This window comes from Morganella sp. GD04133 (assembly GCF_029835375.1).
Lineage (GTDB): Bacteria > Pseudomonadota > Gammaproteobacteria > Enterobacterales > Enterobacteriaceae > Morganella > Morganella morganii_B.
Genome location: NZ_JAODZS010000013.1, coordinates 34,532 through 48,944, shown reverse-complemented (window position 1 = coordinate 48,944; position 14,413 = coordinate 34,532). Strand labels below are relative to the sequence as shown.

Here is a 14,413-nt window from a genome sequence, read left to right as displayed (position 1 = left end):
GAAAACATGTTTTCAGGCCAATTCTTTGCATTTCTGATTATAAAAATACGCAACCGGTGCCAGTTTACCGGAACATTCAGATTATTATCGCTCTCATCGTAAGCTGAAATTACCATGCTTCGTCATCAGGACAAACATATCACCTGTATAACAGGAGGTATTAACCTGACGGATAAAAATCTCTTACACCGATGTTTTCGCAAATGCGCAGCCGATTGTCAAAGCAAATGAACAAAAATCAGAACAACCTGTTGAAGAAAATGGCAGAAAAACGTTTCGCTGACAAACAGGACGCGCTTTTGGTGTGATATTCAAACAACTTAGGAATCTTCTGAATAATCACTTTATCGTACAATCACCTGAAAACCGACTCATTTCCGGCTCATTTCAATTTTGTGCTCTGCCGTTTTTATTCCTTTTTTTACCCCTTGGTTTCTCCTACAATCCTGTACACGCTTTTTTGCCATTCTGTTAATGAGGTGTTCATGAACGCAACCCGACACAGTAAATTAATTATTCTGGGTTCCGGCCCTGCCGGATATACCGCTGCGGTTTATGCGGCACGGGCAAATTTAAACCCGGTGCTGATTACCGGGGTGGAAGTCGGTGGTCAGTTAACCACCACCACTGACGTGGAAAACTGGCCGGGAGACCCGGAAGGTCTGACCGGGCCGGGTCTGATGGAACGTATGCAGGCACACGCTGAAAAATTTGAGACTGAAATCGTTAATGACTACATTACGAAAGTGGATTTCAGCAAACGCCCGTTTACCCTGACCGGCGAAAATACCTATACCTGTGACGCACTGATTATCGCCACCGGCGCATCGGCCCGTTATATCGGCCTGCCGTCAGAAGACGCGTTCAAAGGCCGTGGTGTGTCCGCCTGTGCCACCTGTGACGGCTTTTTCTACCGCAACCAGAAAGTCGCGGTCGTCGGCGGCGGTAATACCGCTGTGGAAGAAGCGCTGTATCTTTCCAATATCGCATCAGAAGTGCATCTGATCCACCGCCGTGACAGCTTCCGCGCTGAAAAAATCCTTATCAACCGTCTGATGGATAAAGTTCAGAACGGCAACATCATACTGCACACTGACCGCACACTGGATGAAGTACTCGGCGATCAGATGGGGGTGACCGCGGTCCGTCTGCGTGACACCCGGAGTGACGCAACCGAAGAGCTGCCGGTGATGGGCTGTTTTATCGCCATCGGCCACAGCCCGAATACCGGTATTTTTGAAGGGCATCTGGATCTGGAAAACGGCTATATCCGTGTTCAGTCCGGCACGCACGGCAATGCAACCCAGACATCCGTTCCGGGTGTGTTTGCCGCCGGAGATGTGATGGATCATATCTACCGCCAGGCGATCACCTCCGCAGGAACCGGCTGCATGGCTGCACTGGATGCCGAGCGCTACCTCGACAGCCTCGCAGACAACAAATAATCCTGCATTTTCAGGGCGCTATATCTGTAGCGCCTTTTCGTGTACCATGGCATTATCCTGCTGATTTCAGCCAAATTTTTACTTATCACCTGCATACAGAAAAAATGGATAAATCAAGACAGTCAGAACTCGTCCGCTGGCTAAAACTTCAGGCGGCACCGGCGCGGCGATGGTTGCGCCTCTCGATGTTGCTGGGTGTGCTCAGCGGTTTACTGATTATCGGCCAGGCCTGGTGCCTCGCTGTTCTCCTTCAGTCCCTCATTATGGAGCATACGCCCCGCGAACAGCTCCTCACCCCGTTCACTGTACTGGTCACACTGTTTATTGCCCGCGCGGTGGTCGCTGCGATCCGCGAACGGGTCGGGTTTATCTGCGGGCAGGTGGTGAGACGTGATATCCGCCGGACCGTACTGGATAAGCTGGAACAGCTCGGCCCGGTACGGGTGAAAGGCAAACCGGCAGGCAGCTGGGCGACGATTATTCTCGAGCAGATTGATGATATGCAGGATTACTATTCCCGCTATCTGCCGCAGATGACTCTGTCCGCCACTATTCCGCTGATGATTCTGATCACCCTGTTCCCGATCAACTGGACAGCAGCCCTGATTCTGCTGGTGACAGCGCCGCTGATACCCATCTTTATGGCACTGGTCGGCCTGGGTGCTGCTGATGCCAATCGCCGTAACTTCCAGGCATTAAGCCGTCTGAGCGGTGATTTCCTCGACCGCCTGCGCGGCCTGGAAACTATCCGTTTCTTCCACCGCGGGCGTGAGGAAGTGAAACAAATTGATGACGCCACCGAGGATTTCCGCACCCGCACCATGGAAGTACTGCGTATGGCGTTCCTCTCCTCCGCCGTACTGGAATTTTTCGCCGCGATTTCGATTGCCGTCGTCGCGGTCTATTTTGGTTTTTCCTATCTCGGTGAACTGAATTTCGGCAGCTACGGCATGGGTGTCACGCTGTTTGCCGGGTTTATTGCCCTGATCCTCGCGCCGGAGTTTTTCCAGCCGCTGCGTGACCTCGGTACGTATTACCACGCCAAAGCCCAGGCGGTAGGGGCAGCGGAATCGCTGTTTACCCTGTTATCCGCCGAAAACAATGATGATGAATTGCCCGGCACAGAACCGCTGGCAGCGGCAGAGCAAATTGCCGTCACCGCAACCGACCTGGTGATTTTTGCCCCGTCAGGGGAAAAACTGGCCGGGCCGCTGAATTTCACCCTGAATGCCGGGCAGCGTATCGCGCTTGTCGGTCAGAGCGGTGCCGGGAAAAGCTCACTGCTCAATCTGCTGCTGGGTTTTCTGCCGTATGAAGGCAGTATCCGGATCAATCAGCAGGAGCTGCGCGATATCAGCCCGGAAAGCTGGCGGGCACAGCTGAGCTGGGTGGGCCAAAACCCGCATCTGCCGGAACAGACCATTCTGGACAATATCCGCCTGAGCCGCCCGGATGCCTCTTCTGAGGAAATCACAGCGGTGATGGAAAAAGCCTATGTGACAGATTTTATTGATTCGCTGCCTGACGGGGTCAATACCGTGGTCGGCGATAATGCCGCGCGGCTTTCTGTCGGCCAGGCACAACGGATTGCCGTGGCGCGTGCCCTGCTCAATCCGTGTCATCTGTTGCTGCTGGATGAGCCGTCCGCCAGCCTGGACGCACACAGTGAGGAGCGTGTGATGCATGCTCTGAATGATGCCGCCCGTCAGCAGACAACCCTGCTGGTGACGCATCTGCTGGAAGAAACCCGTGACTACGATGAAGTCTGGGTGATGGATAAAGGCCTGATTATTGAACAGGGCAGCTATGCTGCTCTGCAACAGCAGCAGGGTGCCTTTGCACAGCTGCTGTCACACCGGACGGGGGATCTGTAATCATGCGTGTTTTACTGCCGTTTTTAGCCCTCTACCGCCGCCACTGGTTTTTACTGACGCTCGGGATCCTGCTGGCGATTGCCACCCTGCTCGCCAGTATCGGGCTGCTGACGCTGTCCGGCTGGTTCCTCGCCGGTACCGCCATTGCCGGTGTACCGGGCATTGCCTTTTTTAACTATATGCTGCCTGCCGCCGGGGTGCGGGGTGCCGCTATCTCCCGCACTGCCGGACGCTATGCTGAGCGGCTGGTCAGCCACAGCGCGACCTTCCGTGTGCTGAAACATCTGCGGGTGTTTGCCTTTGAGAAAATCCTGCCGCTGACACCGGGCGGCATTGCCCGCTTCCGTCAGGGAGAGCTGCTCAACCGCCTGGTGGGGGATGTGGAAACGCTGGATCACCTCTATCTGCGTGTGATTTCGCCGATCGCCGCCGCACTGGTAGTGATTGCGGTTCTGACCTTCGGGCTCGGTTTTCTGGATCTGACACTTGCGTATGCGCTGGGCGGGTTTATGACCTTCCTGCTGTTTGCCCTGCCGGTGGTGTTCTATTACGCCGGTAAACCCATCGGCGTGCAGCTGACCACACTGCGGGCGCAATACCGCACCCTGCTGACCAGCGCATTACAGGGACAGGCAGAACTGACTATTTTCGGTGCGCAGTCCCGTTTCCGCGCTCAGCTGGCAGAGACAGAACAGCGCTGGCTGATACAGCAACAGCGCCAGGCCGGTCTGACCGGGCTTTCCCAGGCGATTATTATTCTGGCGACCGGATTTGCCGTTGCGCTGATGCTGTGGATGGCTTCCGGGGTCAGCTGGCCGTACCGTGAGAGCGGTGCCATTATCGCCCTGTTTGTCTTCTGCGCGCTGGCGGCATTTGAGGCATTAGGCCCGGTGGCGGTGGCTTTCCAGCATCTCGGTCAGGTGATGACCTCCGCAGAGCGTGTATCGCAGATAGTGGACACCAAACCGGAAGTGACTTTCCCGGCCAGTAGCCCGGCAGCCTCCGCGCAGGTCAGCGTCAGCCTCCGTGGTGTCGGGTTTACCTATCCGGGACAACCGCTGCCGGTGCTGAAAGATATCTCCCTGACACTGCGTGCCGGTGAGCACCTTGCCCTGCTGGGGAAAACCGGCTGCGGGAAATCCACCTTATTGCAGCTGCTGACCCGGGCATGGGATGTCAGCGAAGGTGAAATCCGCCTGAATGACCAGCCGATTGCTGTTTATGATGAAAGCACCCTCCGGTCACTGATGGCAGTGGTTCCGCAACGTATTCATGTGTTCAATAACACACTGCGCGGTAATCTGCGGATCGGGAATAACGACGCAACCGATGCGCAGCTGAATGCCGTACTGGCACAGGTCGGGCTGGAAAATCTGCTGGATAACGACCAGGGACTGAATGCCTGGATCGGCGAAGGCGGTCGTCTGCTCTCCGGCGGTGAACAGCGTCGTCTCGGCATCGCCCGCGCCCTGCTGCACAATGCGCCGTTCCTGCTGCTTGACGAACCGACAGAAGGCCTCGATGCGGATACCGAGCAGCATATTCTCGCCCTGCTGCGGGATATCGGCCGTGACCGGACCATGCTTATCATCACCCACCGTTTACAGGGCCTGGAACACATGGACACGCTGTGCGTGATGGATGGCGGGCAAATAGCCGAACAAGGCTCTCACGACGCGCTGCTGGCGCGCAGAGGCCGTTATTATCAGTTTGTGAACCGTATGCCGGTCATGACCGGGGGATCCGATGCCGTTTTATCAGCTGGATGAGGAACTTCTCTTTCCGCCGGTTGAACACGCGCTGACCGACCCGGACGGACTGCTGGCGACCGGCGGGGATCTCTCCCCTGCCCGGTTGCTGCTTGCCTACCGGGAAGGTATTTTCCCGTGGTATTCCCCCGGCGAACCCATTCTGTGGTGGTCACCGGATCCGCGGGCAGTACTGTATCCGGCTGAGGTACATGTCAGCCGTTCACTGCACAAAATTCTGAAAAAACACCCTTACCGAGTGACACTGAATCATGCCTTTGCACAGGTCATCAGGGCCTGTACCGAGCGGGATGAGGGCACCTGGATAGGGGATGATATTGTGGCTGCGTATAGCCGGCTGCATCAGGCAGGACGTGCTCATTCTGTCGAAGTGTGGGATGATAACACCCTGGTCGGCGGGCTGTACGGCCTGAACACGGGATCGCTGTTCTGCGGGGAGTCCATGTTCAGCCGTGTCAGTAACGGGTCAAAAATCGCTTTTATGACATTTTTCGCCCACTTTACCGGCCACGGCGGCGCAATGTTTGATTGTCAGATACTGAATCATTACACCGAATCCCTGGGTGCGCGGGAAATTCCGCGGCGAACGTTTATCCGTCAGCTTTATCAGCTGCGCGATAATCATTTACCGCAGTCATGCTGGCAACCGCAGACATTAGCACGTCCGGTGCCGTCACAGCTGCCGCCTTTTTTATAAAATCGCTGTAAACCAACAGGAAATGGTATGTTTCAGCCCGTTTTATGTTTCAGATACGGCGCTTAAAAAATATCATTCCTTTACATAATCCCGGTTTTTCGGCATTATCTTGCGGTTTGAAAATACTGGTTATTAACATTAGAGGATTAGATGGCCAAAGAAGACAATATTGAAATGCAAGGCACTGTGTTAGATACACTGCCGAACACGATGTTCCGTGTGGAACTGGAAAACGGACACGTTGTGACTGCACATATCTCCGGTAAAATGCGTAAAAACTATATCCGCATCCTGACAGGCGACAAGGTTACAGTAGAACTGACCCCATATGACCTGAGCAAAGGCCGTATCGTCTTCCGTAGCCGCTGATCCCTGCAGGCCACGCCTCATAAAAAGACACCACAGGCAACGCACTGACGTGCGTGTCCTGTGGTGATCGTTTTCATCAGGCTACCGGGTCACCGGATTTCTCTTTCAGGGCACTGAAACGGTAAGTCAGTTCATCTTTCTTCTTATCAAGATCGATAATCACCGAACCGCCGTTCACCAGCTCACCGAACAGTAATTCGTTCGCCAGCGGTTTTTTCAGTTTATCCTGAATCACACGAGCCATCGGACGTGCGCCCATTGCCGGGTCATACCCTTTTTCTGCCAGCCATGTGCGGGCACGGGCGGACACTTCAATGGAAACACCTTTCGCATCCAGCTGCGCCTGGAGTTCAACAATAAACTTATCAACCACCTGAGCGATAATCGGCTGCGACAGCGCATTAAACCAAACAATGCCATCCAGACGGTTACGGAACTCCGGTGTGAACACCCGTTTGATTTCTGCCATCGCGTCAGTGCTGTTGTCCTGCTCGGTAAACCCGATTGCTTTGCGCTGGGTTTCACGCACACCGGCGTTGGTGGTCATCACCAGGATCACATTACGGAAATCCGCTTTGCGCCCGTTATTATCGGTCAGCGTCCCGTTATCCATCACCTGCAGTAACAGGTTAAAGACATCCGGATGCGCTTTTTCAATTTCATCCAGCAGAACCACTGAATACGGATGCTTGATAACCGCATCTGTCAGCAGCCCGCCCTGATCAAACCCGACATAGCCCGGAGGCGCACCAATCAGACGACTGACGGTGTGACGCTCCATGTACTCGGACATATCAAAACGCAGCAGTTTGATCCCCATTGCTTTGGACAGCTGCACAGTGACTTCGGTTTTCCCGACCCCGGTCGGCCCTGCCAGCAGGAAGGCACCTATCGGCTTCTGCTCATTCCCCAGACCCGCACGGCTCATTTTGATGGATTCCGTCAGGGCATCAATCGCCGGATCCTGACCGAAGACCAGCATTTTCAGGCGGCTGTCGAGGTTACGCAGCAGATCTTTATCACTGCTGGACACGGTTTTTTCCGGGATACGCGCGATCCGCGCCACAATCGCCTCAATTTCGCCGACACCGATGGTTTTCTTGCGGCGGCTCAGCGGCATCAGACGGGTTCTTGCCCCGGCTTCATCGATAACATCAATGGCTTTATCCGGCAGATGGCGGTCAGTGATGTATTTCACCGACAGATCCACGGCTGCCTGAATGGCTTTCGCGGTATAACGCACATCATGGTGTGCCTCATATTTGGCTTTCAGGCCGTTAATGATGCGCACGGTTTCATCGGCAGTCGGTTCATTGATATCAATTTTCTGGAAACGGCGGGTCAGCGCTTTATCTTTGTCAAAAATATTGCTGAATTCCTGATAGGTCGTAGAGCCTATCACCCGGATTTTCCCGTTGGATAATAACGGTTTAATCAGGTTTGCTGCATCCACCTGACCACCGGATGCCGCACCGGCACCAATGATGGTGTGGATCTCATCAATAAACAGAATGCTTTTTTCGTTTTTCTCCAGCACTTTCAGCAACGCCTTAAAGCGCTTCTCGAAATCACCGCGGTATTTGGTACCGGCCAGCAGTGAGCCGATATCCAGAGAAAAAATGGTATAGCCTTTGATCACTTCCGGTACATCATCCTGCTCGATACGCCAGGCGAGTCCTTCCGCAATCGCGGTTTTACCGACCCCGGATTCCCCGACAAACAGCGGGTTATTTTTACGGCGGCGGCACAGCACCTGAATGGTGCGCTCCAGCTCCGCCTGACGGCCGATCAACGGGTCAATCTGGCCTTTACGGGCCAGGTCATTCAGATTGGTGGTGAAATTATCCAGGCTGTCCTCGCCGCCGGTACTCTCTTCGGCGGCAGACTGTGACGGTTCATCAAAGGACGGACCGCTCTCGTTTTCATCCTCACCTTTGGTGGTGCCGTGAGAGATGAAATTCACAATATCCAGACGGCTGACATCATGCTTGCGCAACAGATAAGCCCCCTGGGACTCCTGCTCGCTGAAAATGGCCACCAGCACATTCGCACCGTTGACTTCATTGCGTCCGGATGACTGAACATGGAAGACCGCACGCTGTAACACGCGCTGGAAACTAAGTGTCGGCTGGGTTTCGCGATCATCCCCCTCCGGCAGCAGCGGTGTGGTCTGTTCAATAAAATGCTCAAGTTCCTGGCGCAGAATGGCCAGGTTAACGCGGCAGGCTTCCAGCGCCTCACGGGCTGATTTGTTACCTAATAACGCCAGCAGCAGGTGCTCTACGGTCATAAATTCATGCCGGTTGTCCCTTGCTTTGGCAAAGGCGATATTCAGACTGAGCTCTAATTCTTGATTGAGCATAGGCACCTCCATTCAGAGAAACAAAGTGTATTCTTATACCTTCTCGAGTGTACACAGCAACGGATGATCGTTGTCTTTCGCGTACGTGTTGACCAGGGTTGTTTTCATTTCAGCGATTTCAGCGGTAAATACCCCGCAGATCCCTTTTCCCTGATAATGGATGTCGAGCATAATCTGCGTCGCACGATCAACATTATAAGAAAAGAACTTTTGCAAAACTTCAACCACAAAGTCCATAGGGGTATAGTCGTCGTTGTTCAAAACCACCTTGTACATTGACGGTGGCTGTATCTTTTGCAGCGCTTTTTCCCTGAGTGTGACATCCGTTTGTGATTCAGATTGATAGTGACTCATTGCTATTCCGGTTATAGAAAACGAACGCCTGATCAGGCGTATCAATACTCAGCGTTATCTGTATCAGACTTTACAGGTCAATACAGTGTTGCTGTAAACAAAGGCTTGACGTTGCCCTCTAATTCAATAGAGTATAAATAATGTACAACGTAACCAGTATATCCATGTGCTGCTGATACTTCGTTACTGAGTATTATGGATCATATGGTGCATTGTGCAGCATTTTTCAATCGTTTGACAGATGAGGGTTGTAACAGTATGGAAACAGGTACTGTTAAGTGGTTCAACAACGCCAAGGGTTTCGGGTTTATCTGCCCGTCGGATGGTGGCGACGATATTTTTGTACACTATTCGACGATTCAGATGGACGGCTACCGCACGCTGAAGGCGGGTCAGAAAGTGAATTATGACACCATTCAGGGACCAAAAGGGCATCACGTCAGTGTGATTATTCCGGTTACTGAAGATGACGACACCACAGCGCCGTAACACGGTATTTAACAAAATTATGCGGATCGTCGCGGTAATGTCAATCGTCATTCCGCGACGTATTCGTATTTTCAGACTGTGCGCGGCTATTCCCGCGCCAGTGCATCAATAGGATCAAGTTTAGCCGCATTTCTGGCAGGCAAAAAGCCGAAGACGATCCCGATCGCCGTCGAACAGAGCACCGCGCTGATAATTGCCGCCGGGCGGAAGACAAACTCCCAGTCCGGCAGTGCCATTTTGGCGGCAAAGGCAATGGAATAAGACAGCCCGAGGCCGATAGCCCCGCCCATCAGGCACACCAGCACCGCCTCAATCAGAAACTGCTGCATGACATCCCCTGCCCGCGCACCGACTGCCATGCGGATGCCGATTTCACGGGTGCGTTCCGTCACACTGACCAGCATGATGTTCATCACCCCGATACCGCCCACCACCAGCGAAATCACCGCCACCAGGGTCAGGAAGAGCTGCATGGTGGTCGTGGTTTTATCCACGGTTTTCACAATGCTGTCGAGGTTGTAGGTGAAGGTGTCTTTTTTGCCGTGGCGCAGCGTCATCAGCCGCACCAGCTGCTCTTCCGCATTTTTGGTGTTGTAACCGTCACGGATACGCACGGAGATCATATCCAGATAGTTGCGCTGCATCAGCCGCCCGGTCAGGGTGGTGTACGGCATCCAGACCTGTAAGGTTTTCGAGTTACCGAACATGGATTTGCGATCTGCAATCACACCAACCACCGTTGCCGGCATATTGCCCACCAGCAGCATTTCCCCGACCACATTATTCTGATGCGGAAAGAGCTTGCGTTTGGTATTCATATCGATGATGACAACCTGAGAGCGGCGCGCATACATCTCCGGAGAGAATGCACGCCCTTCACCGAAACGCATGTCATACACGGTGAAAAAGTCCGGCCCGATCCCGGTGACACGGGCTGCGGAGTCAAGATTGCCTCTGCGCAGACGCGCGCCGTTCTCAATTTCGGCCGATGCCGCATAGACGTAAGGTTGCTGGCGGATCACATCCACATCACCGGGTTTCAGGGATTGCTGATCCTGTCCCGGATCACTGCCGAAGTCTTTGCCGGGATAGACAAAAATGGTGTTGGTGCCGATGGATTTGATATCCGACAGCACCAGCGCTTTGGCGGCATCCCCGATCACCAGAATGGTCACCACGGAGGCAATCCCGATAATAATACCCAGCATGGTGAGCAGTGTCCGCATCTTGTTGACCACCATGGCCCGCCACGCCATCAGCAGCGCTTCATTAAAGCGGCCGAGGAAACGGCTGAACGCGCTGCTTTTCAGCGGTGGTTTCGCGGCCAGCACCTTCGCCTGCGGATTAATGACTGATCCGCTGTCGCTGAGGATGTGCCCGTCTTTGATTTCAATGATCCGCGCCGCCTGTGCGGCAATGGACGGATCATGAGTGACGATAATCACCGTATGCCCCGCGTCACAGAGCTGGCGCAGAATCGCCATCACCTCTTTGCCCGACTGGCTGTCAAGTGCGCCGGTCGGTTCATCCGCGAGGATCACTTCCCCGCCGTTCATCAGGGCACGGGCGATACTGACACGCTGCTGCTGTCCGCCGGAGAGCTGTCCCGGCCGGTAAATCAGCCGCTCCCCCAGCCCCAGGCGCTGCAACAGCGCTGCGGCCCGTTCACGGCGCTCACGGGCACTCAGTCCGGCATAGATAGCGGGCATTTCCACATTCTGTTCCGCACTGAGGTGAGATAACAGATGGTAACGCTGAAAAATAAAGCCGAAATGCTCGCGGCGCAACGCCGCCAGTTCATCACCGCTCAGCTCTGCGGTGTTTTTCCCGGCAACAAAATAGTGCCCGTCACTCGGCGTATCCAGGCAGCCGAGGATATTCATCAGTGTGGATTTACCGGAACCGGACTGACCGATAATCGCCACCATTTCTCCGGCACGGATAGTCAGCGAGACATCATCCAGCACCGTGACACTGCTGTCTCCGGAAGGATAGCGGCGGTAAATATTCCGCAGTTCTAATAATGCGCTCATGAATTATCCTGCTGTGCCGTCATCAATACCGGTCACCACTTTCTCATGCTCTGTCAGACCTTTTGTCACCTCAGCCTCCACATCATTACGGGTGCCGAGTGTCACCTGACGGGTTTCCGGCTGACCATTCACCAGCACCTGTACTTCGTATTCGGTCGGGGAGATCTCTTTACCCAGTGCCGCCAGCGGGATTTTCAGCACGTTTTCACGGTTTTCCAGCGCGATAGTGACCTGGGCGGTCATGTCCAGTTTCAGCACATGCTGCGGGTTCGGGACTTCAAAACGGGCATAATAGAAAATAGCATCATTGATTTTCTGCGGTTTCGGCAGGATATCGGTGATCACACCGCTGAAGGATTTGTCCGGCGCGCCCAGCACGCTGAACGTGGCTTTCTGGCCGGGTTTCAGATACACCACATCTGCCTCGGAGACTTCCGCATTCACCAGCATGGTATCGAGATCTGCCAGGGAAAGGATAGTCGGCGCCTGCTGCATGGCAATCACTGTCTGGCCCTGTAAGGTTTTCAGCTCCGTCACCACACCGTCCATCGGCGCACGGATATTGGTGTACTGCAAATCATTGCGGGCGGTATCGAGTGTGGCCTGATTGCGTGCCACCTGGGCTTTGTAGGTGTCAATCGCCGCACGCTGCACATCCATATTGCGCCGCGCCTCGTCCACATCCTGTTTTGAGATAACCTGTGTTTTTGCCAGTGCCAGCCGCCGCTGATAGGTCGCCTGTGCAAAGGCATACTCCGCCTCTGCCTGCTTCAGCCGTGCTTTGATTTCACTGACCGTCTGCTCAGCCTCAATCACCACGTTCTGTGCTTTGACCGGGTCGATCACCGCCAGCAGATCCCCTTTCTTAACAAAGTCTCCCTCTTTGACATTCAGGGTCTGCAACTGTCCGTTGACCTGCGCACCGACATCCACCTTCTGCAGCGCATCCAGCTTGCCGGTGGCCATCACTTTCTTTTCGAGTGTGCCGCGCTGCACATCCGCTGTCATATAGCTGACCGGCGCGTCTTCGCGGGTGAAGAACCAGAAACCGCCGGCGATCAGAATAATCAGAATGCCGGCGGTCACTATTTTTTTCGTTGAAACTGCTTTCATTAACACCTTGTTCCTCAGTTAGCGCGCCCTCTGGCGAGCCATGCCACGCGGGAAAACATCCGGCGCAGCAACAGCGGGATAGAATCCACACCCCGGCTCGCCGCATTGTTGGCAATTGCAATCGCCAGATCCGGTTTCGACGTGCGGTGAATCGCTTTGGTTATAACCCGGCGGGCCGGCATTTTTATATTTTCCGGAATATCCGCGACCTGGTGATACAGGTGGCTGAACCCCTCGCGATATAAAAAGTGCTCCATATCCGGCGCGGGCAGACGGGTCAGTCTGTCCTGCTCGACATCATTGAGCCCCGATGAGAAATGCGCGGCAGTGGCTGCATATTTCTTACCGGCTTCGTCGCCGTCAACCAGCGTATGCCATTCTATACCCATTTTGTTGGCAAACTTTAACAAAGGTTTAAGACCGCACTGGGCAAACTCAATCACCTTGATGCCCTCGGTCTCAAAGTAATAATTGCACTGTTTTGCCAGGTCGTTCATCAGCCAGATTTCCGTCTCTCCCTCCACCAGCAGCCAGCAGCGGGCAAACAATGCGGACGGGCGGTTAAAGCGGATATGGAATGAGATACGCCGCAGTTCTTCCGGCGACAGATGATTTTCTCCCAGCCGGTAAGCGGCAACACGGGTGGATTCCCGCACCAGGCGGCAGATATCATGAATCGGTACCAGTGAGAGCAATTCGCCGGAGTTGGTGGTGGTAATGCGCTGTAAGGAAAACAGATTGAGCAGACCCCACGCCACCGACAACATGATCGGATGCAGGCGGGTTTCCGGGTCTTCAACGATAATGATCGGACGGGCATAGGGGTCGAGCTTCAGACCGCTGTTGGACTGGAGCAGCGCGGCAAACATGCCGAGGATAATCAGCCGCACATTACGCTGATTGGGGCCGGCCACCACACGGTTAATCCCTTCCAGCGCCTGCCACGCCCGCTGACGCGGTTCGATATTCAGCCGTTTGGCTTTACGCCGATCGAGCAGATACTCCCCCTGCTCGGCAAAGTAGTGGCTGAGCAGCTGTTTCATGGCCTCAAGGCCGTCCTGCAAATCATCATTGGAGAGTGTCTGCGGGTTGCTCACCAGGGCGCGGGTCAGATCCGCCATCCGGTTATTGAAGGTCTCCGTTTGTGTGCGGAGATCATATTCCTCATCCTCACAATCGGGCACATTTTTTTTCAGACCGCGCATAAAGCGGGCATCGCGCAGACGCAGCACCGGATAGAGGCGGATAATTTCGCTGATAAACTTATCGGTTTCCGCCGGCAGCAGCGGCTCACCGGCCTCATCCAGAAAGGTGCGCTGACTGGTAATGGTGTTGTCATCCGCCAGATCCGCGCTGACACGGTAGTTGATCCGCAGATACTCATCCCCGTTAGTACGCCACAGCGGCGCCAGTTCACGGAAACGGCGGGAGCGGGAGCGTCCGGGCCGGGTTTCACGGAATGTCAGGACAATCTGCAGATGGCGGACAGGCCCGGCGTCGCTGTCGGCAGCGTGATAAAAATCACTCAGGACAAATTTCGCATTCAGCGCCTGCGGTGACAGCGTCAGCGTCAGGGCATCCAGCAGGCTGGATTTCCCCCAGGCGTTTTCACCGATCAGAACCGTATTGCCGGTCAGTGGTAATGACAGCCGGTTAATGCCGCGAAAACCCAGAATTTCCACTCTTTCCAGAATCATAGTTCCCTCACTGTTTGCCGGATACCGCCTGTTTTATGACAATACTGTCACAATAATGATCACAATAAAGTATTATCACAATGTAATAAATAAAAACGGTTTTGACTTATACTAAACACAAAAACAGAGGGATACGTAGCAATTCTGGTGAGAATGCCGCTATAATCGTCTGCTTTTTAACCAGAGACTGACACGAACATAAGTAAAGGCA

General features: G+C 54.2%; 11 protein-coding genes. 6 read left to right on the top strand and 5 right to left on the bottom strand.

Going from position 1 to position 14,413, the window contains the following annotated elements:
- The first annotated feature begins 485 nt into the window (after nucleotides 1–485).
- The 5 genes from trxB to infA all read left to right on the top strand — a co-directional run bounded on the left by trxB (nucleotide 486) and on the right by infA (nucleotide 6,154).
- The gene (trxB, locus tag N7387_RS08080; RefSeq protein WP_262882402.1) at nucleotides 486–1,445 is read left to right on the top strand and encodes a thioredoxin-disulfide reductase; all 960 of its coding nucleotides are present in this window, start codon (nucleotides 486–488) and stop codon (nucleotides 1,443–1,445) included.
- A 104-nt stretch (nucleotides 1,446–1,549) separates the two neighbouring features.
- Complete coding sequence (gene cydD, locus N7387_RS08075) at nucleotides 1,550–3,319, top strand: cysteine/glutathione ABC transporter permease/ATP-binding protein CydD (RefSeq protein WP_279798128.1); 1,770 nt, start codon at nucleotides 1,550–1,552, stop codon at nucleotides 3,317–3,319.
- Between the two features lie 2 nt (nucleotides 3,320–3,321).
- Nucleotides 3,322–5,088, top strand: coding sequence for a cysteine/glutathione ABC transporter ATP-binding protein/permease CydC (gene cydC / locus N7387_RS08070; protein ID WP_279798127.1), 1,767 nt, complete (start codon nucleotides 3,322–3,324; stop codon nucleotides 5,086–5,088).
- Nucleotides 5,066–5,785 carry a leucyl/phenylalanyl-tRNA--protein transferase gene (gene aat / locus N7387_RS08065; protein WP_279798126.1) on the top strand — a complete coding sequence of 240 codons (720 nt, stop codon included), beginning with the start codon at nucleotides 5,066–5,068 and terminating at the stop codon, nucleotides 5,783–5,785. Before cydC ends, aat begins: the two co-directional genes overlap by 23 nt.
- A 150-nt stretch (nucleotides 5,786–5,935) precedes the next feature.
- Nucleotides 5,936–6,154, top strand: coding sequence for a translation initiation factor IF-1 (gene infA, locus N7387_RS08060; RefSeq protein ID WP_002211347.1), 219 nt, complete (start codon nucleotides 5,936–5,938; stop codon nucleotides 6,152–6,154).
- A 76-nt stretch (nucleotides 6,155–6,230) separates the two neighbouring features.
- On the opposite strand, the gene clpA is transcribed toward infA, so the two are convergent.
- Both clpA and clpS read right to left on the bottom strand, forming a co-directional pair.
- A complete protein-coding gene (gene clpA, locus N7387_RS08055) occupies nucleotides 6,231–8,516 on the bottom strand; it encodes an ATP-dependent Clp protease ATP-binding subunit ClpA (RefSeq protein WP_262882398.1) in 2,286 nt (761 codons plus the stop codon).
- A 33-nt stretch (nucleotides 8,517–8,549) separates the two neighbouring features.
- Complete coding sequence (clpS, locus tag N7387_RS08050; protein ID WP_015422570.1) at nucleotides 8,550–8,870, bottom strand: ATP-dependent Clp protease adapter ClpS; 321 nt, start codon at nucleotides 8,868–8,870, stop codon at nucleotides 8,550–8,552.
- 258 nt (nucleotides 8,871–9,128) lie between these two features.
- Between clpS and cspD the strand changes: the two genes are divergently transcribed.
- On the top strand, nucleotides 9,129–9,359 hold the full coding sequence (gene cspD, locus N7387_RS08045; RefSeq protein ID WP_004235798.1) for a cold shock domain-containing protein CspD: 231 nt from the start codon (nucleotides 9,129–9,131) through the stop codon (nucleotides 9,357–9,359).
- Nucleotides 9,360–9,445: 86 nt separating this feature from the next.
- Here cspD and macB read toward each other — a convergent pair whose 3' ends face one another.
- From macB to N7387_RS08030, 3 genes are read right to left on the bottom strand one after another with little or no spacing between them, the layout of a single operon-like run.
- On the bottom strand, nucleotides 9,446–11,392 hold the full coding sequence (gene macB, locus N7387_RS08040; RefSeq protein ID WP_279798125.1) for a macrolide ABC transporter ATP-binding protein/permease MacB: 1,947 nt from the start codon (nucleotides 11,390–11,392) through the stop codon (nucleotides 9,446–9,448).
- A gap of 3 nt (nucleotides 11,393–11,395) precedes the next feature.
- Nucleotides 11,396–12,505, bottom strand: coding sequence for a macrolide transporter subunit MacA (gene macA, locus N7387_RS08035; protein WP_025153635.1), 1,110 nt, complete (start codon nucleotides 12,503–12,505; stop codon nucleotides 11,396–11,398).
- 14 nt (nucleotides 12,506–12,519) lie between these two features.
- Nucleotides 12,520–14,202 (bottom strand): ATP-dependent endonuclease, encoded by a 1,683-nt coding sequence (locus N7387_RS08030; RefSeq protein ID WP_279798123.1) that lies wholly within the window; start codon nucleotides 14,200–14,202, stop codon nucleotides 12,520–12,522.
- Nucleotides 14,203–14,413: the final 211 nt, after the last annotated feature.

Coding starts and splice junctions, on each gene's coding strand:
- trxB (WP_262882402.1), top strand. CDS start 486: ATGAACGCAACCCGACACAGTAAATTAATTATTCTGGGTTCCGGCCCT.
- cydD (WP_279798128.1), top strand. CDS start 1,550: ATGGATAAATCAAGACAGTCAGAACTCGTCCGCTGGCTAAAACTTCAG.
- cydC (WP_279798127.1), top strand. CDS start 3,322: ATGCGTGTTTTACTGCCGTTTTTAGCCCTCTACCGCCGCCACTGGTTT.
- aat (WP_279798126.1), top strand. CDS start 5,066: ATGCCGTTTTATCAGCTGGATGAGGAACTTCTCTTTCCGCCGGTTGAA.
- infA (WP_002211347.1), top strand. CDS start 5,936: ATGGCCAAAGAAGACAATATTGAAATGCAAGGCACTGTGTTAGATACA.
- clpA (WP_262882398.1), bottom strand. CDS start 8,516: ATGCTCAATCAAGAATTAGAGCTCAGTCTGAATATCGCCTTTGCCAAA.
- clpS (WP_015422570.1), bottom strand. CDS start 8,870: ATGAGTCACTATCAATCTGAATCACAAACGGATGTCACACTCAGGGAA.
- cspD (WP_004235798.1), top strand. CDS start 9,129: ATGGAAACAGGTACTGTTAAGTGGTTCAACAACGCCAAGGGTTTCGGG.
- macB (WP_279798125.1), bottom strand. CDS start 11,392: ATGAGCGCATTATTAGAACTGCGGAATATTTACCGCCGCTATCCTTCC.
- macA (WP_025153635.1), bottom strand. CDS start 12,505: ATGAAAGCAGTTTCAACGAAAAAAATAGTGACCGCCGGCATTCTGATT.
- N7387_RS08030 (WP_279798123.1), bottom strand. CDS start 14,202: ATGATTCTGGAAAGAGTGGAAATTCTGGGTTTTCGCGGCATTAACCGG.